Below are 21437 nucleotides of genomic sequence, written 5' to 3' on the forward strand. Positions count from 1 at the left end.
ATAAACATAGCTTCAACTATGATACACTATTGCTTCTATAGAAAACAATATGATCCTCTTTATTATGGACGAAAACTTGTATAAGAAGGAGGTTTTATGTCCTATATGGATCCAGACCAAAGGGCTCAGCTGCTTACTTTCTCTTTTTCACGAAAACAGCCGCCTCTCTGAACTACGAGAGGCGGCTGTTTCGTTCTATAATTGGCATATCAATAGTAACCGTTGTCCCTTTTCCTTTACCGCTTTTAAAATGCATGGTACCTTGATGACGCTCCATGATTTTGTAACACACGGCCAGCCCTAAGCCCGTTCCAGCTTCTTTTGTAGAATAAAACGGCGTTCCTACTTGTTCAATCCTCTCTTGACTCATTCCAATTCCATTGTCTTCAAAGTGAATCAATGCTCGTGTATCTTTTTCTTCAACTGTTATTGTAATATGACCTTTCTCCATAATAGCTTCTACACCGTTTTTGATCACATTGATGAACACTTGTTTCAACTGATTTGCATCAGCCGAAACATAAATAGGCCTTTTTGTTGTTTCTTTCAATAAAATAGAAACATTATTTAAATTGGCCTGCGCTTCCATTAGGGTAATAACTTGTTTTAAAATCTCGCATAAATTGGTCTTTTCAAAAGATACATGCTGCTTTTTTCCAAGAATGAGCATTTCACTGGAGATTAAGTTGATGCGGTCGATTTCAGACATCATGATATCTAAATATGTGTCATTTGTTTCCTTAGAGGCTTGCATAACCTGTACAAAACCTTTTAAAGAAGTAAGCGGGTTTCTAATTTCATGTGCGACGGCACCTGCCATTTGTCCAATAACCGACATTTTTTCCGAGGTTATCATAAGCTCTTCATCTTGACGGTATGTAGTAATATCGCGTGCAATCATAAATACACCTACTACCTGCTTATGAACGATAATGGGAAGCAAAGAACACCTCAGCAACCGTCTTTCTCTCTTTCTATTGATCACATTCATTTCGAACTTAGCACCTTTTCCATTCAGCACTTCTTTAAAATACTCTTTACACATATCAAACTCTTCAGCTGCGATAAGAGCTGAAGGTTTCATCTTTTGCAATTCTTCACTGGAGTATCCAACGATTGCTTCACCTTCTGGATTAGCAAGAAGAACTTCACCCGTTTTACTTATTTCAAAAACGCCATCGGGATTATGTTTGAATAAAGATTGATAGTGCTGGTTGCTCGTTTGAAGTTCGTGTTCTTTCACTACGAGCTCTTGCTGGGACTCCACTAGTTTATAAGCTCTCCTATATACCAACCCATACAAAATAATCCCCGTAGCTAAAATAAAAAACCAACCTTTGTATTGTTGAAAAAAAATATATACTTCAAAACGACCTTGCGCTAATGTTCTAGATATATTATCAGATATCAGGATCCATACAGCGCCAATAATGATATATATAATTGAAATTCTTAAAGCTACTTTACGCGCGTGTTTCACCAAATTTTAATCACCTGTTTATCAATATTGATCCCCTGTCTTATTGTCTTTATATGAAGTGTTCACTTTTTGTAGCCATTTCATGCCGTTGTAAAAAATTGATGAATGGCCTGACCTAAGTTACTAATAGATTTTACATTTGCTTGAAAATGATACTGGTGAAGCCACTGACTATGATCGGGTGTCACACCTGTTAAATAAATCTGTACACCCATTAGCTGAAATTCCCATATTAAATGTTCTAGGGCTGCAACACCTCGTTCATCAATTTGACCTATTCCATTAAAGTCAATGATAACTCGATCAACCGTTTCCTCATCTATTTGTCTGAGCAGCCGATGTTCATTTTTCATGATGACTTCCTCAAATAAATCGCCAAACAGAGGTATAAGCACCATGTTGTTCGATAAATGAATAAACGGTCCCGACAGTTCTATAACTCGGTTCATTGCTTTTTCTAATCGTTCTTTTTGCAGCAGCAGTTCTAAGTCTGTTTCAGATAAACGCGCTGTATGTTGTTGGATTTTTTCTGAAAGAATTCTAATTTGAGAATCTTCCTCTACACATATTACATGCGCCTTATCTTGCTCCCATTTGCAATTCACGGTATAAAGAGACATCTTAGCTTTGCGCGAATGCATGACTAATTCTGTTTTTATTTTTTTCTTCTGCCCTAATCGTTTTCTAGCTTTGATCTGACTATCTTCGTCAACAATTTCTAAAAAATGTTGAACCTCTCCGAATAAAGTGGCTGCTTCATCAGATCGCGCTAGAATATTCATTTCCTCATCCATAATAAAAACAGGAAGCGGAGCATATTTAATAGTCGACAACCTTAATCCCCCTAATTGATTGATAATGAAAAAACTCTTTCAACTCCTCTAACTGTGCAATAAACCGAACTTGATTTGTTTGAGCAAGAGGAAACTTATAGTTTGAAACTACTCGGCCTCCAACTAAAATAAGCGGCTGATGTTTTGTCTTTTGTAATCCTTTTATATATTCATTTGCTTTTTCTATATGATGAGTTAAACTGAACGAGATTCCTACTAAGTCAGGTTTCCATTGTTCCACAGCGTGCGTTGCATGTAAAAGCGGAGAATCTGCTCCTAAAAGTTTCGTCTGCCATCCGTGCTCTTCAAAGAGAATGGAAATCATTTTTAACCCTAAAAAATGCTGCTCATTTTCTATACACAAAAACAGACCTTTTTTTTCATTTTTAATAACTTCTTCTCTTATACACAATTGATAGCGTGACAAAACATAGTCACAGGTAGTAGTAGCTAAATGTTCATCAGCCACTGAAATTTCATCTTCTTCCCACATCATACCGATTTGAGCCATTGACACTGAAATGAATTGCTGAAAAATATAAAATGTATCGAAACCCTGCTGTCTTTTTTTCCACACAATATTCCAAGCTTCATCTTGATTCCCTGATAACAGTAATTCAGTCAAGCGTTCTATGCTTCCAATCAAGAAACCACCTCTTTTTCAGTCAAACGACTTGTTTTTTTTCTTTGTTATTATCAACCATACCACTTAACTCACTGGCACTCTACAGTAAAATATTCTCACACCGACAAAATAGCACCGGACGTCTCTGACAGGTCAATCTCTTTATTTTTCAAAGTCAACGAGGTAGTGATGCAGCAAGTGACGGTTTTGTTCATTGTATAAGTACGCATACACAGGACGTCCTATTGTGCCGTAAGTCATTCTTTCTCCAAGAAGACCTATATCTGTTAGAAATTTTAAATATTTCCGAATAGACACTCTTGAGATTCCCGTTTTTTCAGCTACATCATCGGTCGAAAAAGGGTGATCTTTAAGATGCTCGATGGCTTCTACGATAACTTCTAATGTTCCAGTCGTTAAACCCTTAGGCAATGGCTCTACCGGAGCTTCTTTTATTTTTTTATTAGACAACAGCCCGTCCAATTCCTGTTGATTAAGCTGAGGTTGCTGTTTTAACGTGCGAAATGTTTGTTTGTAAGCCGAAAGTGCTTGATAAAAGCGTTCAAATGTAAAAGGCTTAATCAAATAATCAATCGCTCCGTAGCGTAAAGCTTGCTGAATCGTTTGGGCATCTGAAGCAGCGGTGATAAAAATGACATCTATTTCCTCTTGTTTTGTTCGAATCTCTTGTAAAACTCTCAAACCATTTTGCCCGGGCATAAAGATATCAAGCAACACTAAATCAACTTGATATTCATTTACCTTCACCAAGGCTTCATGACCCGAATGAGCAACAGCGACTACTGTAAACCCCTCTATCTCTTCAATGTACTTTTGATTAAACTGAGCAACCATGGGGTCATCTTCAACAATTAATACTTTAATCAACTTGATCTCTCCTTGTTTCGTACGGAATATCAATATAGAATGTGGTACCGCTATTTATAAATGAGTCAATGACGATTTGGCCACCTAATTCATCAATCGTTTGCTTTACTAAATGCAGCCCAAACCCTCTGCTCGTGCCTTTTGTAGAAAAGCCTTTCTTGAAAATCTGATTCATTGTATCGGAAGGAATGCCGCAGCCTGTATCCGTGACTTGAATCGTAAGTTTATTGTTTTTATACACAAGCATAACGGACACTTTTTTAGAGGCTTGATGACAAACTGAATCAATTGCATTATCAATTAAATTTCCAATAATGGTAATGAGATGATGAGTAACGTGTGGATCTGAAGGTTCTGGAATAACTTCATCAGCGGAAAACGTCAGTTCTACGCTTTCCTCTCTAGCATAACTCATTTTGCCCATGAGGAACCCTGCCAACGCATGATCTTTAATAGTTTTAGTCACTGAACTAGATTCATCGACACGGTGATTAACAAGCTGATGAATATACGTTTTTAGCTCATCATAATAATTCATCTGCACCATTCCTAAAATCACATGAAGTTTATTCATAAATTCATGCGATTGTGCTCGAAGCGCTTCCACATACATTTTAACACCTGTTAGCTGCTCTGCTAAGATATTAACTTCTGTTTTATCCCTAAACGTAGAAAGTGCCCCTACAATCTCTTCGTTTACTACTAGCGGAACCCTATTAACCACAATGGCTACTCCATTTATGACTTGCTCTTCATCATAATGAGATTCCCCCGTAGACAAAACGTCGTCCAACCTGGAGGTGGGCATATATTCTCGAATAGACAAACCGATTGGCTCTGGTGCTAACCCAGCTTTAACAAATAAGCGGCGTGCAGAACGATTAGCAAGTGTAATATTACCTTCTTTATCAACAGCTATCACTCCTTCACGAACCGACTGCAGCATGGTGCTTCTCTCTTCTAGAATTTTAGCAATTTCAGAAGGTTCCAAGCCAAATAAAATTTTCTTTATGTAATTCGCTAATAAAATAGCACCAAGAACGCCTACAAGTAAACCAATTAATGAACCTAAAACAATTCGACGATGCCCATCTCTAATTGCTTCATTTACATTATTCAAAGAAATCCCCACAGCTACTGCGCCAATTTGCTGATTTTTCTCATTATAAATAGGTGCAAAAGCGCGCAGAGATTTATCAAGCGTTCCTTTTGATACAGATACATAAGATTTCCCGTGCAATGATTTTTGCTCATCGCCTCCGGCAAACCTCTTTCCTATCTTTTTAGGATCTGGGTGAGATTGGCGAATTCCATTCATATCCATAACAACGATAAACAAGACGCTTGATTTTTCACGAATTCGTTTAGTAAATTCTTGAATTGACTGAGGTGTTTTTGTCTCTAGTCCTTCTTTCACGTTCGTTGATTCTGAAATAATCGTAGCAATAGTCCGAGCTTTTTCAGCCTGTTGATCCCGAATATTTTTTCCAATTGAACTGCTAACTAATAAATCCGTTAACAATAGCGATAGAATCACCACCATGCATACAAGCAGCACCGTGATGCTTCGCAGCCCCATTCTTCCGTGCTTCACATTCTTCCCTCGCTTCCCTGCTTTTCTTGTTTATAGCACAAGAAAAAGATCTTATCTAGAGTCAGATAAGATCTTCGCTTATTTAATTTCATTTTTACTGAGTTGATTAACATTTATACAGGAAGGTTAACAATCTACTTTATAGTTTAGGTCCTTTTCGATATTTAAACCATCCCATTTTATAAAAAGCAAAGACCATTACTCCTACAAGCCCAATCATAATGCCAAGTACAATAAAATAATTATATTTCCCCGTCAGTTCCGGCATATATGAAAAGTTCATGCCATAGAGGCCAGCAATAAACGTCAACGGTAAGAAAATAGCTGACATAAGCGTGAGCGTAAACATGATCGAGTTCATACGATCCGAGTTAATGGACATAAAGCTTTCTCGGATGTCATTTGACAAATCCCTGCTTGCTTGCATAATTTCAATCATATTTAATAGGTGGTCATAAATATCATTAAAATAGCGAACCTGCTCTTTTGCTTTTAACGCATTAGTTGACATAATACGATACATTAAATCTCTCATAGGGTTTAAAATGCGGCGCATTCGTGACAAATCACTTCGGATGTCATAAAGCTGCCTCATTAATTCATCCATAGGTTCGTCTTTTGCATTGTCTTCAATGTCGTCTATGTGATCTTCAAATTTATAAAGCACAGGGAAGTATTCGTCAACGGTATGATCTAAGAGTTCATACATGATATCCCATGTTCCATCTTCGGTAGCCTCAGGGTCTTTTTTGATAAGCTCCCACACCCTAGCCACGCTCGTTAGCTTATCCATATGGTAAGTGACTAAAAAATTATCTCCTACAAACGCAGATACTTCTAAGTGCTCAAGCTCTTCTTTATGAAGGGCATAATAGACTAAAAAATAATGCTCATCATACAACTCAAATTTAGCCCGCTGACCTTGATTTAAACAGTCCTCAACTGCTAAAGGATGAAAATTAAATTGTTCAAGCTGCTTTTTTTCTTCCTCGGTGGGGTTGTAAAAATCAACCCAATACCATTGAAAGTCATGGCTTGAACGAATCTCATTCATTTCTATTTCTTTAATAGCTCCTTCTTTGGTTTTAGCTACAATTTTAATCATAAGATAACCTCTGTCTTTTTTGATACTATTCTCTGCACATACCCTTTTTACCATTTTGTTAAACTTTTTTCTTTTAAAGTACGTCTGTTCTTGTCTATACATACGATGATGGTGACGACAAGAGAACAAAACGGTGAGGAGGTATATCCATATGAATGAATTTTACTCCCGGCATGAAGAATATTGGGAAGATGATACAAGACTAGATGAACAGCTTCTAAGAGATATAAACAAAGCTGTAAACGATGAGTTTTCCGCTATTCACTACTATACACGCCTAGCAGAGCTGGCTCCTAATAATCAATTTCAACAAGCTATATCAGGTATTCGGCAGGATGAAATTAAACACTTTGACTGGTTTTCTAAAGCCTATTATGATTTATCAGGCAGCTATCCACAGATTTCATTGAACATAAAACTGCCAAATACTTTTCAAGAAGGGGTCTCTGAATCCATTAAAGATGAAGTAGAAACCGTTCCATTTTATCAATCAATCGCTAGAAGAATCACAAATGCTCGAATTCAAAGCCGCATTGTTCGAGCTGCGAGCGATGAACAGCGCCACGGTCAAATTTTCCGAACCATTCAGTCCCACTTCTCATACTAAATAATACGCTTGCAGTGGCAAGCGTATTATTTAGTATGGTTTTATCATTACCTCTTACTTGGTAGCATTAAATTCTTGTTTGATTTTTTGGAGCAACGCTTGATTTGTTAATACGTCATACCCTGTTAATGCCATTGTTTGTGCCCCGAGTATCATTGCCTCTCTTCCTTGCTCACTTAAAGCTGCTTCTCTAAATTCGTGCGTATGACAAACAAAATAATCATCACAAATTTGAATATAAGGATGAATAGCCGGAACAACTTGGCTTACATTCCCCATATCTAAAGATCCATGATCGCCTTGGTCTTCTGTAATGCTTTGTTCACTTACGCCTAATGAGATGAGATTATTTGTATAGACATCGGATAATGTTTGATTCGTTTGCATATCATCATAAGAAAACTCGTAGTTTGAGATTTTCAATTTTGTTCCCGTGGCTAAAGCAGCACCATTTGCACATGCCTTTACTTTTTCTGTCACTTTATCTACATATGCACGAGTTGAAGCACGGACATAAAATTGCGCTACTGCATAATCAGGCACAACGTTGGCCGCTTTGCCTCCCTCTGTAATCACTCCATGAATTCGTACATCCGGCTTCACATGCTGGCGAAGCGCATTAATACTGTTGAACGTTTGTAATACGCCGTCTAACGCATTGATTCCTTCATGAGGAGCAGCAGCTGCGTGCGCGGATTTTCCGAAGAACTCAAACTGAATGGCATCCATCGCAAGAGAACGTCCGCTTTTTTGGTGGCAGTAATAAGGATGTACCATCATAGCTACGTCTAAATGATTAAAAATACCTTGCTCGGCCATCGTCACTTTGCCGCCTCGTGTTTCCTCTGCAGGCGTGCCGTATACGTATACTTTGCCGCCTGTTTCTGCAACTGCTTTACTAAGACCAATACCAGCTGCAATGGACATGGTTCCAATTAAGTTATGTCCGCATGCATGTCCGAGATCCGGCAAAGCATCGTACTCAGCCATAAACCCAATCGACGGACCTGGCTTTTGACTGTCATAAACAGCGGTAAAAGCCGTTGGTAAGTCACATGTACCAATTTCAACTGTGAAGCCTTGTTCTTTTAAAACATCCGTTAATGCTTTGCAAGCTTTGAATTCTTCGTGACCAAGCTCAGGATTTTGCCCAATATATTTGCTTACATCATAAAATGTATCCTGTAATTTATTGATTGTTTCATTTATTAATTGTTTCATTAGTTGTACTCCTCTTTTAAATATTTAAACAAATTATAGTATATTTATTCGTTTTTTGAAAGCTAGTTTTTAAGACGGGTTTTCCTATCACCTTAATATGCCTTATAATTAAATTACTAACTGTTTTAAAGAAGGTATGCATAATGATTAACGTAAAAAAATTCAATTTTTTAGGCGGTCGTATTATTAAAACAGGCATTGCCGTTTTTTTAACTGCGCTCATTTGTCAGGCCATTGGCTGGCCTTATATGCTCGCTGTTATTACAGCTATTGTTACGATTGAACCAACCGCTGCCGATTCTATCAAAAAAGCATTCATCCGCTTTCCTGCTTCAGCAATCGGAGCTGCTTTTGCCATGCTTTACACATTTCTATTAGGGGTAACGCCGCTTACCTATATGCTTGTTGCCATTTCTACTATTATATCCTGTTATAAATTACGTTTACATGCGGGAACACTCGTTGCTACGCTAACAGGAGTGGCTATGCTGACGATTGTGCATGACCATTATTTTATATCGTTTTTAATTCGCTTAGCGACCACTAGTATTGGGCTGCTCACTTCTTCACTCGTGAATATCATCGTTCTTCCTCCTAATTATACACCGATTATTACGAGGAAAATTCAAAATCTCTCAAAACAAATGGGCGGCGTTTTACACCAAAGAGGCAGTGAGCTTTCCCAAGTACACGCTTGTCATAAACAAACAAAGCTTCAATTTCAGCAGCTTTCTGCTGAAATTGAAAAAATTGAGACGCTTTGTGAGTATCAGCGCAAAGAATGGAAGTTTCACCATTTCACTCGTACAGCTATGAGAAAATTTCACTATGAATATAAAAAACTTTCTCTTATGAGACAGCTTGTCTACCATATTGGTAATTTAATTTATTTGCCTGCTCATCAGCTGCAAAGTGCAAGACATCAAGTAATATGGGATACTTTCACTTCCTTTCATAACGTCTTACAAAATGAACAATATAAAAGCTCTTTGCACCATCAAACGCTTGTTTTGACTTTAAAACAAAGGTTTTGGGCACATAAGCAGGAAGAACACAGAGGGGATCACCCTTTTTCAACAGAAACAACAATGCTGTACGAACTGCTTGCAATTCACCATCTGCTTGAAGAACTGCACCGTATTCATTGTTTGAAGGATCGATATAACTTAAATAACTCATCTGTCTCACTTTCTTCATAAAAAAATCCTCACATATGTGAGGATTTTCTTATTTACGAAACTTGTGACTCATCTTTTTTATATTCTTTCTCCCAGTAGTCTGCATTTTTAATTCCTAACTTAACAGGATCAAACACAGGATCTATCCCTTGTTTTTTCTGAGCTTCATAGTCTTTTAATGCAACTAACGCAGGCTTAGCTAAAATTAAGATAGCAATTAAATTTAGCCATACCATGATACCAAGTCCAGCATCACCTAACGCCCAAGCTAGTGATGCTTGTTTAACTGACCCGTAGAACGTAGCTCCTAGAAGGACAAGCTTTAATGCAAACATAGCCCACTTTCCGTTCTTGCCGCGAGTTAGGTAAGCAATATTTGTTTCAGCAATGTAATAATATGCCATGATCGTTGTAAACGCGAAAAAGAATAGGGCTACTGCCACGAAGCCAGCTCCGAACCCTGGCAACACTGTTTCAATAGCAGCTTGTGTAAATCCAGGCCCTGCTTCTACACCTGGTAAATTTGAAATAATAAATGAACCGCCTGGTCCTTCCGTGTTGTACATGCCTGTGAATAAAATCATAAACGCTGTTGCTGAACAAACGAACAGTGTATCAATATAAACCGAAAAAGCTTGTACAAGGCCTTGTTTCGCCGGATGTGAAACTTCTGCTGCAGCTGCTGCGTGAGGTCCTGTTCCTTGTCCTGCTTCGTTTGAATAAATGCCGCGCTTAACTCCCCAAGAAACAGCTAAACCAACGATTCCTCCAAAAGCAGAATCTAATGCAAAAGCACTTTTAAAAATAAGGGCGATAACTCCCGGCAACTCAGAAATGTTCATGGCAATAATAATAAGAGCTAAAATAATATACCCAAGTGCCATAAAAGGTACAACGAATTGGGCCACCCCTGCAATACGCTTAACGCCTCCAAAGATAATAAAAGCAAGAATAATAACTAATCCTACTGCTGTAACCGTTGGACTAACGCCGAATGCGTTGTCGATGCCAAGCGCGATGGAGTTAGACTGAACGCCCGGCATTAAGATACTCATCGCAACAAGTGCTGCAATAGCAAATAAAATGCCATACCATTTCATCCCTGTTCCTTTTTCAATGTAGTACGCTGGACCACCTCGATATTGGCCATCTTGTTTAACTTTATAAATTTGAGCAAGTGTTGATTCGATGAATGCACTAGAAGCACCAATAAAAGCAACTGCCCACATCCAAAATACAGCTCCTGGACCTCCAAAAGCGATAGCTGTTGCAACTCCAGCAATGTTTCCTGTTCCAACTCGTCCCGACAGCGCTAAAGACAGTGCCTGGAAGGAAGAAACTCCTGCTTCTGAGCTTTTACCCTGAAACATCAGCATAACCATGTCTTTTAAGTGTCGTACCTGCAAAAACCTCGTTAAAATTGAGAAAAACAGGCCAATCGCAAGACACCCATAAATAACAGGTGTGCTCCATAGCACATTATTCAAACTCGTTACAAATTGCTCCAAAAGATAACCCCCTTATTTTTTCATTCAGACTATTTTAAATTATAAGTTAAATTATAAATTTTAACAATAAAACTCTAAATTAAAACTCGTTTTTAGTTAAAATACACAAAAAACTTATAAAACCCTCAAAAACATCCAATGATAAACCGTTTACATTCCGTAATTATCGCTTTCAAAAGAGAGATATCTGCACCTTTCTTCTCAGGAACACATAGGCTATAGGAGTTATTTTCTATTAGAAGGTGTGAAAAACAATGATGAGAATAGAGCCTTTATTTTATCGTCCTTTAGCTCTAGACCTTCTTTACGCGTGCGTCTTAGCTTATAAGCAATACGCACAGGGAGGCACATTTGATGTACCTGAAGGCTACCGGCTTATTAAATCGTTTAAAGCTTCTGCCGTAGGGGTGCAAGAATGGTTTGGTTTTATTTTAGAATCTGATGACTCTATCGTAATTGCCTTTCGAGGAACTCAATCTGAGGCAGACTGGATTGCTGATGCTCGCATTAGGCAACGCCCTTATCCATACAATCAACAAGCGGGTCTCGTTCACGAAGGTTTTTTAGCCGTTTACGAATCATGCCGTGATGAAATTTTTGAAACGTATCAGTCCCTTACCCCCAAGCCACTTTATATAACAGGGCATAGCCTAGGTGGTGCACTCGCGGCTCTTCATGCCTTAGATGTCGCCACAAACGCATCTTTTCCGGAAGTTACAATGTACAACTACGGAGCTCCTCGAGTAGGTGATCCTCAATTCGTTCAAACATACACAAATCTTGTTTCAAATAGCCGCTGTTTTGTTAACACGACGGATACGGTTCCTAAAATCCCCCCGAAGCGCCTTTATTCCCCTTCCACCAAGCAAACGATTTATTATGATCAAGATCCTCTGCAACTCTCGTTTACCATTCAAACAGGCTCTACCGTAGGGAACCATAATCCCCAAACATATAGTGTTGGTATTTGGATGATGTCGGATTATCCTATTTTGGTCCAAAAATAAAAAAACAGGCGGACTGCCTGTTTTTTTTATGCACCAATTGCCGTTTTGATTTCTTCTATTTGTTCTTGATGACGCTTTTCATGATAGCCAATAAAATCAATCCACTGCTTTAAATCCATTAACCCAAACACAGGGTGTGGAAATGATTTTTGCTTTAGCTTGTCTTCACTTGCTGTTTCTTCTAGCTCTATTAAAGCCGCTCTCGATTCTGCCAGCTTACTCTTCATTTCTTCTAATGTCTGCTTTTCATTAGAAGGCGTAACTTGAGCCGGTGCATCTACTTTTCGCGCACGGTCTACCGCTAAATGAAACGGCTTATCTTCAGTCGGCTGATCTACACCGTTTTCTAACTGATCTTTCACACGTGAAACAATCATGCGCTCCATCAAATATAAATGTTCTAATACTTGCATAACGCTCCACGTATTAGATGCTGGCTGTTGATTTAATTGTTCATATGTTAATGATTCTACACTGCTCAATACATCATTTCGAAACTGTTCATTTTTATTCATTTTTCATCCTCCTCTAGGATTCCTCTAGCTTATCGTATCAAAAAACTCTTCCATATAAAAAAGATATCCCTTTCTTTAACCATGTTTTAGCTGCAATTGTTTCACGTGAAAAAATTGCATTTTCTATTTGACATAGATCAACTGAGGTGTTATATTTAGATTTCCGGCTTTTCTTTAAGAGCTGGACATAGTGAAAGTAACTTGAAAGGATGTATCGTACAATGCAAGGTAAAAATACTGGCATTCGACACATGTCTTTGAACAAAACTTATTCACACTGGATCGGCTTCGGAGCCGTAAGGATGCAAGAGAGGTAGGGCTTGCGTCGTTTAGGTTAATCGATCATGTGGAAAAACAAACCGCGGCAATGGATGAAATCCATGCAAGCACAATCAATGCTAATTGTGCCCTAACAACAACGAAACATACAAAAACCGTAATCATGGATTTTATAAAGAAAGTAATCATTTTGTTTTTACACTTGCAGAAAGCAAGTTACTGATAAGAAACACGAACAAAAGCGAGCAGATGCATCTGCTCGCTTTTTTAATGATTGTTTTTTATTTGCTTTATCATTTCTTTTTTAGCGGACCTTACAAAAAAAGCCAAAACCAGTATGGTTTCGACTTTTTTTCTTATTGCTCTGCTAGTACATCAGCAAATGCTTTTGCATAAGGAGGAAGGTCTGGCGGGCGGCGGCTTGAAATGATGTGGCCGTCGATTACGACTGCTTCATCATGCCAAATAGCTCCCGCATTTTCCATATCATCTTTGATTCCTGGCGTACTTGTTACGTTTCGGCCATCTAAGATTTTCGCAGAAATTAATACCCATCCTGCATGGCAGATTTGGCCGATTGGCTTTTGCTGTTCATCCATATGACGAACCATTTCAATTACTTCAGGATAGCGGCGCAGTTTATCCGGCGCCCAACCTCCAGGTACTAAAATAGCGTCATATTCAGCTGGATCAACATCTTTAAACGCGTAGTCCGATACGGCTGGAACACCGTATTTCCCCATGTACGTTTCGTTTGCTTTTTCTCCAACTAAATGTACTTCTGCTCCTTCTTCTCGAAGACGCATCACTGGATACCATAGTTCTAGATCTTCAAAGTCTGCACTAACAAGCGCAATAACTCTTTTATTTTCTAAGCGCATCGTAACACCTCCGCCATCAGTATAGCATGTTGGAGAATAAGATTGAAAATAAGGGACTAACTTGTACATAATTAAAGGATTTTTCAAGTGCCCTTCAGAAAATTTTCGTATGCCAAATGGTCTAATTTTATATTTTCACTTGACTGGGGGCAAACATCACACTACAATGTGTAGTGTGATGTTCATAATGTTGTAAAATTATCCAAATCAGAAAAACTTTCTGATTTAATTGCTACATTTATTTTTTCGGGCTTTTACACTACATAACGTAGTGTTTTTCAAATACACTTAAAGGAGGAAGTAAAGTGAATAAAAACGTCGAAATTGGTTCACTTATTATTCGTTTAGTATTAGGTTTTACATTTTTAGTACACGGCTTTCAAAAATGGCAAGGCGGGATTGAAAATACAGTAGGGTTCTTCGATAGCTTAGGAATTCCTGGTTTCATGGCATATATTGTTGCAACCATTGAACTTGTAGGTGGGATTCTTATTATTCTTGGCCTAGCAACAAGAGTCGTAGCTGCTTTATTTGTGGCAGTTATGCTTGGCGCCATTTTTACAGCCAAGCTTAAAAGCGGATTTGTTGGCGGGTTTGAGTTTGATATTGCCTTGATTGCCATGTCTGCTCACTTATTTCTTGCAGGAAGCCAGTTCCTTGCTCTTGATGCAGTGGTATTCAAAAAGAAAGAAACTGCCTTTTCTCTTCAAGAAGAAAGCAGTAAATAAAAAAAAGAAAGCTTATACTCTCCCAATATAAGCTTTCAGATTAGTCCCCGCCGTTTGAGGCGGGCTTTTTTTATATTTGCAGTAGCAAATTCGCAAATAAAGAAGAACGCTCGGACAACGTATCAATTTGAATATGTTCATATTCCGCATGTATTCCTTTTCCGCATGCTCCTAATCCATCCAACGTGGGAACACCAATGGCGGCTGTAAAATTGCCATCACTTCCGCCGCCCACAGCTGCTTCTTCCAATTTCATACCCAGTTTGGCCGCGATTGATTGAGCACATTCAAATAGCTCTTCCGTTTGTTTAGACTTGACCATCGGAGGACGATTCATGCCTCCCGTTACTTCGAGCTTAATCCCTTTTAGAATGGGGGTTAAATTCAAAATAATATCCGTCATGCGTTTTGCTTCTTCTTCTGTAGAAACACGTAAATCCACGTGCGCTTCTGCATATTCCGGCACTACATTTGTACCGCTTCCTCCCGTAAATGTCCCAACGTTCACCGTTGTACCTTTTTCATAATCTGTTAAGCCCTGCAAGAAAATCACTTGGCGCGCCAGCTCTTCAATAGCATTGATTCCTTCTTTGTGGTGATTACCCGCGTGTGCTGCTCGTCCCCATACTTTCACGGTAAAAATCCCCGCTCCTTTGCGCGACGTTTTTAACGCACCTGAACCCGCCACCGCCGGTTCCGCTACTAGCACTGCTTCACTTCTTTGCGCTTCTTCTTCAATGTATTTTTTAGAAGAAATTGACCCAATCTCTTCATCCGAATTGCAGAAAAACACAATTTTTTTATCCAGCGGTAAGCCAAGCTCTTGAATGGCTTTAATCGCCCATATAGATTGTACAATGCCGCCTTTCATGTCTAAAATTCCCGGACCGTACAGCTTGTTTCCCTCTGTTCTTAGACTCAGCCTTCCCTTTTCCCACACCGTGTCAAAGTGACCGATGATTAAAAGCTGCTTTTCTCCTTCTCCAATCGTAAATTTCAAGTGGTTTCCTACTTCTTTTTCTTCTATGATTTCGTACCCTACCCCTAAACGCTTTTGAAACAGCTGCGTTAAATACTTTCCACACTGATCTACTAACTCTTTACTGTAGGACGGTGATTCTTTTTTCACAAATCCCACTAAATCTTCGAGCATCTCTTGTTCGTGTTCTTTTAAATAACTAAACACGCTTTGTTCTACCATTACCTGACTCAAATCAATTCCTCCTCTAGAAAACCCCTGCTGCTTGCATTAAATGCTTTTATTTATCGTACGTATAACTATGTTCTACGTTTCACATAACGACCTTAAATTATCCTTAATTATAATGGTTTTCAGACAATTTTCCATCCTTTAAATACAGATAATACTTTAACTTATTCATAACCGACCGAAAATAGCCATAAACTTCAACAAATTCATACAAAAAAGCTTCAATCTTCAACAGATTAAAGCTTTCGTTTGACTAATTGACATTTATTTTAATATTTTTCCCTTTTGACTTCACACTCACAAAAACAAACATAGACACTAAAAAAATAAACAGAATAACGCCAACCATTTCAAAGTTTACTTCGGCCCATGGGTTAAAGAAAGTGAATGCTAAATAGAACGACACACCATACGCGAGGACAACAATAACCCAGCCCATCAAGCGGGAAGCAGATTGTCCAAATTTACTCGATTCATTTACCATTTTGTGTACAATCATCGAATCGATTGTATCTGTAAGCATCATGCCAAACATAAACACTAGTCCCAACAAAAGCGGCGTATACTTGCCTGCGTTCCCTACAGCTAGAGACCACACGGCCGTTTGACTGACCGTTTCGGCTGCTAAAGCGAACAATGCCCCTACAAGAATAATTAAAAAAGGATTCGTTGTTCCTTTTGCGATTTTCGGAATAAACTTCCCTTTTAATCCGCTCAGCTGAAACTCTTCTTCTTTATTTTTAGTTCGAAGCAAATGATATGTGTTTAATGTTCCAATCAGAAAGAGAGAGATAATGGATACCCAAGATGCAAAATGATCGAAATATGATGGAAACGTAAAATTCTTCATCACCACGCCCAGCACCCCGGCCGTGACGGCCACCATTCCTCCATGACCTAGTGAAAACAGCGTTCCGACCCAAGGGGCAAAACGGCTGCCCATTCTCCAATTATATCGGGTCTGGCCGTCAATAAAAGCTAAGTGATCTGCATCCAATCCGTGCCTGATTCCTAATAAAAAGACAAGTAAAAAAACTGATAAACCTTCCATTTCCTACACTCCTTTTTTTAAAATAAAACGTAAAAAAGCCTCAATTCTATAGAAATTGAGGACGTGTCGGCATATGAAAATAAACAGCAATTGCTCACTGCGTACCTTGATACACCGCCTCTTTCCTAGAAGAGTCAAGTGTACAGAATAGGTAGGTCTCCTGGCTTGAGATCATCATTTTCTACCGCCTTCCCCGTTTTGAGTGACGATAAGATAGAAAACTCCCTGCTTACAGTGGCTGGACCGCTCGAGATTTGCACTCGATTCCCTGTTACCTCTTACGCTATGTAAGAGCACCTAAACTGTGCGAATGATTCATTTTCTTCCTCATTATACTAGTACCGCTTACAAATGAATAGAGAAAATTCAAATAAAAAAGCCCTGCTAAGCTTTACATGCTTAGCAGGGCTTTTTAAAGCAATTAAACTACTTCTACCGTTACGTCTACGTTGCCGCTGATTGCTTTTGAATACGGGCAGTATGAGTGAGCTAGGTCTACGTATTTTTTCGCTGTTTCTAAATCTAAGCCTTCAATATGAGCTTCAAGCGCTACTCCAATTTTCACTCCTTGATCAGCTTTATCAGGAAGCAGCTGAACAGTAGCTTTTACTTCACTGCTTTTGATTTCTACGTTATGTTTTTTCAACATAAATTCTAACGCGCTGTTGAAACAAGCACTGTATCCAGCTGCAAACAGCTGCTCTGGGTTTGTTGCTGTTGTTGCTTCTCCACCAAGCGCTGGAGGTGTTGCAACGTCTAAGTTAAAGATGTTATCTAAAGAGTGAACTTCTCCTGTTCTTCCACCTGTGTTAACGACTGTTGTTTCATATAAAGCTTTCATGTATAAACCTCTCCTCTTTTTCATTAATTTTATTAAAAGTTTTTTGTTTATCGTTTCTGTGATTTAATTGTACACAATTTAATTTTAAAAAACAAGTATTAAATACATTAAAAATTCCCCAATAAAAAAAGCCGCGTATTTGCGACTTTTTCTTAATAATATTGAGACTGTTCGTCATAAGCTGATTTTCGAAAAATAGACAAGTTGGTAATAGCTCTCATCAGTTTCGTATTAAAAATAACATAATGAATAAACAGCGCCAGCACGCAGCCTAAAACGGCTCCTGTTAACACATCGAATGGATAATGAACGCCAACCCATACGCGTGAAAAGGCAATGAGTACGCCCATGACAACCCACATGCGCCCTGAACGTTTGAAATGCAGCCAAATGGTAAAAGTGATAACTAATGCAGATGTAGCATGATCGCTTGGAAATGAAGAATTTGCGGCGTGATCAATAAGCTGATTCACGTGGTGAGAGATAAACGGACGATCTCGATAAGCAAATAAACTAATCACTTTATTGATAATGACTCCTGTGGCACAAGCACACAAAGCTTGAAATGCTACAACACGGCTGCCGTTTTTATTAATAAGTAAAAACAAGCCGAGTAAAACGATAAGTACATACTGGGCATAATCTGCAAAGAATACCATCAGCGAATCTAGAGGCTTTACGTGTGAGGCATACTGATTCACCGCGTGGAAGATGGTATAATCTACTGAATTAATAGCTGATAACATAATCGAAATCCTTTCTTATTTTTAAATGTCATTAGCTATCTTATCAGTTTCTTGAGAAAATGAACATGTTTTTGTCAGAAGCTTCCTAACTGGTATTTATAAATAATGTATTCAGACTGAGTAGTAAACCAACGGACTTTCGCCCATTAACTCACCTGTGAGTGATCCACAATATTTTTTTGCAAAAAGATTTCCTCTAAAGAAGGTTCTTCGACGTGAACTTGATAAATGTCGATGCCACATTGAATCAATTCGCGAATAATAAGAGGAATATTTCTTTCTTTTTGAAGCATCACTTTTGTGTACATGTGATGGTATTCAACTTCGGGACTCAACGTACGGAAAAACTGTTGAATATATTCTTTATGACTGCTTGGGTAGGGATCATGTTTAATCATCACCGTTTTTTTCGCTTGATATTGAAAGCGCAGCTCTTCCATTGTACCTTCTATTAAAATGATCCCATTTTTCATAATCGCTACACGTGTACAAATCTTCTCAACTTCATTTAAATTATGAGACGTCATAAAAATTGTCTTGCCTTGATTTTGGAGTTCTCTTATTAGTTCATGAATGTGAAGAGCAGATTCAACATCTACTCCAGAAGTTGGTTCATCTAAAAAGATAAGATCTGGGTCTGCTACAATTGCTTGAGCAATTCCTAACTTCTTTTTCATTCCAAATGAAAACTTTCCAACTTTCTGATGCTCATGTCCTTCTAATCCTACTTTCTTCAGTACAATACTACAGTGTTCTTTCGAAAAACGATGTCCGTTTATCTTTAAAAAATAGCGCAAATGATTGAGCGCTGTCATCTCATCATAAAAGTTAGCATAGTCAGGAAGCACACCTATTTTCTTCTGAAGCTCTAAATCAATATCACTCTGTCCCAGCAGCGTAAATTCTCCTGCTGAAGGAAATGAAACGCCGGTAAGCATATTAATAAATGTAGACTTTCCTGCTCCGTTTCTTCCTAAAAATCCGTAAATTTCCCCTTGTGGTACCTGTAAATTAATACCGTTAACAACTGTTTTAGATCCATATTTTTTAGTTAATTTACTTGTTTCAATAGCATACATATTATACTTCTCTCCTTTTAAAACTCCAAAGTGCCGTACATAAACAAAGTGCTGCAAAAATAAGAAGAACTGTTAGATACCCTTTCTCCAGCTTTAAATAGTAGTAGGGTGTCACATACTTAAACCATGCAATGTACGCTTTTGATGAAAATATGCTCCACACGCTCAGTACCGGTAGAACAAACGATAAAATAATTGATAAAAACATAGTATGAGTTGGGCTTGGCATTAAAGCTGAAAGCATTAAAATAAATGAAATGATACAAACGGTGAATAGCAGGCACTCTAAAAATATATAAAAAGAAAAATGATGCGAAATAAACACAATCAGTAGAAATGAAATAGAGATACAAACAAGCCAGAAACAGCAAATACCTAAGAATTTTCCTAGTACAATACGCTCTCTTGATGTTTTGGTAACTAAAAACCTTGCTGTTCTTGTTTTAATTTCTTGATTAATAACATTATGAGAAAGACTTGAAATAAATAAAGGTCCGAACCCGAGAAGCATCACCAAAATTCCCCCGTTGGCTCCATCTTGAATCTGTGCACTCGTCAGTTGACCTCCAAGTTGACTAACTATATGGGCTATTCCATAGGAAGCACCGCATACGATTAAGATAACGATAATTGATTTAATACTTTTAAATAAGCTTTGAAACTCTTTTACACTAATAGCCCACATTTTTAAAATCTCCTTTTAAATAAGTTTGACTGCTATCATCCAACAAAAGGATGATTTACTTCCGCCGGTACGGCTTTTTTTTCTTTGGGCTTTCCAGTCCAAGAAAAATTTGTCCATATGCGCAGCAGCTTTTCCACCGGTCCAGTTTTAAATTTTTGCACGTACATATAACTGCCGATAAGCTGAATTCCGTAAATACCGATACAGACAAAAATTCCTGAAATCATGCCAAGCTTTCCGAAATAGCCTAAGCCATAGCCATAAAAAATCGTCGTGCATATAACCGTTTGCATTAAATAATTGCTAAGTGATATTCTTCCTACGCTTTCAAAAGCCTTCATCAAAAATGACTTTTCACATTTCGCATATAGCCAAGCAAAGCCTGCAATATAACCAAGAGATAGAAGACTTCCCCCTAACATATGTGTAGAACCAGCCCAATTAGCATCCGGCCACACGTACATAGTTCCTTTTAACAGCAAGCCAAGCGGAATCAGAGCGGCCGCCCAACGGCCATACTGTTTTTGATTAGCTGAAACATCGTAAAACCACTTTTTCTTTCCTGCATACATACCAAATAAAAACAAAGCGCCCATTATAAATGGCGTAAACAAAAAGGCAAAAGCAAATTTATATCCTGCTATATTCATCGGATCAACATTGTTGCGATGGTCTTTAATCTGTTCATAAGTTCCGCTTCCATACACGTGAATCGTATCTTTTACATATGTCGTAAGCGTTTGTTTATCGCTAAGAAGATACATATTATCGTTTAATGAACCGTATCCGGCTGCTCCTGTAAGAATCAGCAAAATCGATGCCCACACCAATAGTGTTTTGACTTTACGGTTTAAAAAGAAAAGTAGTAAAAATACTCCCATCATTCCGTAAAACGTAAGAATATCTCCTTCCCATAAAAACACTCCATGCAGTAGGCCAAACCCTAGAAGCAGAAGAAAACGGCGAAAGAAATGCCTTTTCACGCCTAGCTGCCTTCTTTCTAAGCTTTCTTTCATCTTCACCATTGAATAGCCAAATAAAAAGGTGAAAATCGGCATAAAACTTTCTTCTACCGCGACTTTTAAAAAGACATAGGCTGCTGAATCACTTGGTGATAGCGAGAAGAGATGAATCATATCCTTTCCGTAAATGCCATATTGAAAAATCAGCATATTTGCTAGTAAAATACCAAACAAGCTGAATCCTCTCATACTATCAATTACTTTAACCCGCCTAAAATCATTACTCATCCTTTTAACTCCTTTACTATGTGTCTATGCATTTAGTATATGAAATGAAGTTTTCAAGAAAATAACCAGGAGATTATCTTTTCCTTAACATTTTCCAATTTTGTTAATCTTTTCGTAATGTTCTTA

21 protein-coding genes and 1 riboswitch are annotated in these 21437 nt (G+C 38.2%); of the genes, 4 read left to right on the forward strand and 17 right to left on the reverse strand.

Going from position 1 to position 21437, the window contains the following annotated elements; genetic code table 11:
- Positions 1-172: 172 nt before the first annotated feature.
- The 6 genes from ACFX4E_RS23070 to corA form a co-directional block, all read right to left on the reverse strand.
- On the reverse strand, positions 173-1267 hold the full coding sequence (locus ACFX4E_RS23070; RefSeq protein WP_225049871.1) for an ATP-binding protein: 1095 nt from the start codon (positions 1265-1267) through the stop codon (positions 173-175).
- Between the two features lie 293 nt (positions 1268-1560).
- Positions 1561-2313 carry an STAS domain-containing protein gene (locus tag ACFX4E_RS23075; protein WP_028410159.1) on the reverse strand — a complete coding sequence of 251 codons (753 nt, stop codon included), beginning with the start codon at positions 2311-2313 and terminating at the stop codon, positions 1561-1563.
- A complete protein-coding gene (locus tag ACFX4E_RS23080; protein ID WP_060746109.1) occupies positions 2300-2959 on the reverse strand; it encodes a cobalamin B12-binding domain-containing protein in 660 nt (219 codons plus the stop codon). The genes ACFX4E_RS23075 and ACFX4E_RS23080 overlap by 14 nt, the downstream gene beginning before the upstream one ends.
- 141 nt (positions 2960-3100) lie before the next feature.
- On the reverse strand, positions 3101-3826 hold the full coding sequence (locus ACFX4E_RS23085) for a response regulator (RefSeq protein WP_025752831.1): 726 nt from the start codon (positions 3824-3826) through the stop codon (positions 3101-3103).
- Positions 3819-5405 (reverse strand): DcuS/MalK family sensor histidine kinase, encoded by a 1587-nt coding sequence (gene dcuS, locus ACFX4E_RS23090; RefSeq protein WP_060746139.1) that lies wholly within the window; start codon positions 5403-5405, stop codon positions 3819-3821. The genes ACFX4E_RS23085 and dcuS overlap by 8 nt, the downstream gene beginning before the upstream one ends.
- A 154-nt stretch (positions 5406-5559) precedes the next feature.
- On the reverse strand, positions 5560-6525 hold the full coding sequence (corA, locus tag ACFX4E_RS23095; protein ID WP_013055095.1) for a magnesium/cobalt transporter CorA: 966 nt from the start codon (positions 6523-6525) through the stop codon (positions 5560-5562).
- 151 nt (positions 6526-6676) lie between these two features.
- Here corA and ACFX4E_RS23100 point away from each other — a divergent pair, with 151 nt between their 5' ends.
- On the forward strand, positions 6677-7132 hold the full coding sequence (locus ACFX4E_RS23100; RefSeq protein ID WP_098248780.1) for a ferritin-like domain-containing protein: 456 nt from the start codon (positions 6677-6679) through the stop codon (positions 7130-7132).
- Positions 7133-7186: 54 nt separating this feature from the next.
- Here the strand turns inward: ACFX4E_RS23100 and ACFX4E_RS23105 are convergent, their stop codons facing one another.
- Positions 7187-8353, reverse strand: coding sequence for a M20 family metallopeptidase (locus tag ACFX4E_RS23105; protein ID WP_028410164.1), 1167 nt, complete (start codon positions 8351-8353; stop codon positions 7187-7189).
- 143 nt (positions 8354-8496) lie between these two features.
- Between ACFX4E_RS23105 and ACFX4E_RS23110 the strand changes: the two genes are divergently transcribed.
- Positions 8497-9552 (forward strand): aromatic acid exporter family protein, encoded by a 1056-nt coding sequence (locus tag ACFX4E_RS23110; protein ID WP_098659203.1) that lies wholly within the window; start codon positions 8497-8499, stop codon positions 9550-9552.
- A 32-nt stretch (positions 9553-9584) separates the two neighbouring features.
- On the opposite strand, the gene ACFX4E_RS23115 is transcribed toward ACFX4E_RS23110, so the two are convergent.
- On the reverse strand, positions 9585-11039 hold the full coding sequence (locus ACFX4E_RS23115) for an alanine/glycine:cation symporter family protein (protein ID WP_050688464.1): 1455 nt from the start codon (positions 11037-11039) through the stop codon (positions 9585-9587).
- 254 nt (positions 11040-11293) lie between these two features.
- On the opposite strand from ACFX4E_RS23115, the gene ACFX4E_RS23120 reads away from it, so the two are divergent.
- Positions 11294-12046 (forward strand): lipase family protein, encoded by a 753-nt coding sequence (locus ACFX4E_RS23120; RefSeq protein ID WP_013081488.1) that lies wholly within the window; start codon positions 11294-11296, stop codon positions 12044-12046.
- A gap of 26 nt (positions 12047-12072) precedes the next feature.
- Here ACFX4E_RS23120 and ACFX4E_RS23125 read toward each other — a convergent pair whose 3' ends face one another.
- On the reverse strand, positions 12073-12561 hold the full coding sequence (locus ACFX4E_RS23125) for a DinB family protein (RefSeq protein ID WP_060746105.1): 489 nt from the start codon (positions 12559-12561) through the stop codon (positions 12073-12075).
- A 635-nt stretch (positions 12562-13196) separates the two neighbouring features.
- Positions 13197-13721 (reverse strand): type 1 glutamine amidotransferase domain-containing protein, encoded by a 525-nt coding sequence (locus ACFX4E_RS23130; RefSeq protein WP_013055087.1) that lies wholly within the window; start codon positions 13719-13721, stop codon positions 13197-13199.
- Between the two features lie 305 nt (positions 13722-14026).
- Between ACFX4E_RS23130 and ACFX4E_RS23135 the strand changes: the two genes are divergently transcribed.
- Positions 14027-14449 (forward strand): DoxX family protein, encoded by a 423-nt coding sequence (locus tag ACFX4E_RS23135; RefSeq protein ID WP_028410169.1) that lies wholly within the window; start codon positions 14027-14029, stop codon positions 14447-14449.
- Positions 14450-14519: 70 nt separating this feature from the next.
- Here ACFX4E_RS23135 and ACFX4E_RS23140 read toward each other — a convergent pair whose 3' ends face one another.
- From ACFX4E_RS23140 to ACFX4E_RS23170, 7 genes are all read right to left on the reverse strand, one after another.
- Positions 14520-15650, reverse strand: coding sequence for a M20 family metallopeptidase (locus tag ACFX4E_RS23140; protein WP_098332943.1), 1131 nt, complete (start codon positions 15648-15650; stop codon positions 14520-14522).
- A gap of 262 nt (positions 15651-15912) precedes the next feature.
- Entirely contained in the window at positions 15913-16710 is a 798-nt protein-coding gene (locus tag ACFX4E_RS23145) for a HoxN/HupN/NixA family nickel/cobalt transporter (RefSeq protein ID WP_013055084.1), read from the reverse strand.
- Positions 16711-16843: 133 nt separating this feature from the next.
- A riboswitch (cobalamin riboswitch) is annotated at positions 16844-17026 on the reverse strand.
- A gap of 105 nt (positions 17027-17131) precedes the next feature.
- Positions 17132-17551, reverse strand: coding sequence for an organic hydroperoxide resistance protein (locus ACFX4E_RS23150; RefSeq protein WP_013055083.1), 420 nt, complete (start codon positions 17549-17551; stop codon positions 17132-17134).
- 152 nt (positions 17552-17703) lie between these two features.
- A complete protein-coding gene (locus ACFX4E_RS23155; protein ID WP_013055082.1) occupies positions 17704-18297 on the reverse strand; it encodes an undecaprenyl-diphosphatase in 594 nt (197 codons plus the stop codon).
- A 146-nt stretch (positions 18298-18443) separates the two neighbouring features.
- Complete coding sequence (locus ACFX4E_RS23160) at positions 18444-19376, reverse strand: ABC transporter ATP-binding protein (protein WP_028410172.1); 933 nt, start codon at positions 19374-19376, stop codon at positions 18444-18446.
- 1 nt (position 19377) lies between these two features.
- Entirely contained in the window at positions 19378-20061 is a 684-nt protein-coding gene (locus ACFX4E_RS23165; protein ID WP_098334539.1) for an ABC transporter permease, read from the reverse strand.
- Positions 20062-20096: 35 nt separating this feature from the next.
- Positions 20097-21311, reverse strand: coding sequence for a DUF418 domain-containing protein (locus tag ACFX4E_RS23170; RefSeq protein WP_377238700.1), 1215 nt, complete (start codon positions 21309-21311; stop codon positions 20097-20099).
- Between the last annotated feature and the right edge of the window lie 126 nt (positions 21312-21437).

This window comes from Priestia sp. YIM B13491 (assembly GCF_042787605.1).
Lineage (GTDB): Bacteria > Bacillota > Bacilli > Bacillales > Bacillaceae_H > Priestia > Priestia megaterium_E.

Coding starts and splice junctions, on each gene's coding strand:
- ACFX4E_RS23145 (WP_013055084.1), bottom strand. CDS start 16,710: ATGGAAGGTTTATCAGTTTTTTTACTTGTCTTTTTATTAGGAATCAGG.
- ACFX4E_RS23160 (WP_028410172.1), bottom strand. CDS start 19,376: ATGTATGCTATTGAAACAAGTAAATTAACTAAAAAATATGGATCTAAA.
- ACFX4E_RS23150 (WP_013055083.1), bottom strand. CDS start 17,551: ATGAAAGCTTTATATGAAACAACAGTCGTTAACACAGGTGGAAGAACA.
- ACFX4E_RS23100 (WP_098248780.1), top strand. CDS start 6,677: ATGAATGAATTTTACTCCCGGCATGAAGAATATTGGGAAGATGATACA.
- ACFX4E_RS23165 (WP_098334539.1), bottom strand. CDS start 20,061: ATGTGGGCTATTAGTGTAAAAGAGTTTCAAAGCTTATTTAAAAGTATT.
- ACFX4E_RS23125 (WP_060746105.1), bottom strand. CDS start 12,561: ATGAATAAAAATGAACAGTTTCGAAATGATGTATTGAGCAGTGTAGAA.
- ACFX4E_RS23140 (WP_098332943.1), bottom strand. CDS start 15,650: ATGGTAGAACAAAGCGTGTTTAGTTATTTAAAAGAACACGAACAAGAG.
- ACFX4E_RS23120 (WP_013081488.1), top strand. CDS start 11,294: ATGATGAGAATAGAGCCTTTATTTTATCGTCCTTTAGCTCTAGACCTT.
- corA (WP_013055095.1), bottom strand. CDS start 6,525: ATGATTAAAATTGTAGCTAAAACCAAAGAAGGAGCTATTAAAGAAATA.
- ACFX4E_RS23110 (WP_098659203.1), top strand. CDS start 8,497: ATGATTAACGTAAAAAAATTCAATTTTTTAGGCGGTCGTATTATTAAA.
- ACFX4E_RS23155 (WP_013055082.1), bottom strand. CDS start 18,297: ATGTTATCAGCTATTAATTCAGTAGATTATACCATCTTCCACGCGGTG.
- ACFX4E_RS23170 (WP_377238700.1), bottom strand. CDS start 21,311: ATGAGTAATGATTTTAGGCGGGTTAAAGTAATTGATAGTATGAGAGGA.
- ACFX4E_RS23130 (WP_013055087.1), bottom strand. CDS start 13,721: ATGCGCTTAGAAAATAAAAGAGTTATTGCGCTTGTTAGTGCAGACTTT.
- ACFX4E_RS23105 (WP_028410164.1), bottom strand. CDS start 8,353: ATGAAACAATTAATAAATGAAACAATCAATAAATTACAGGATACATTT.
- dcuS (WP_060746139.1), bottom strand. CDS start 5,405: ATGGGGCTGCGAAGCATCACGGTGCTGCTTGTATGCATGGTGGTGATT.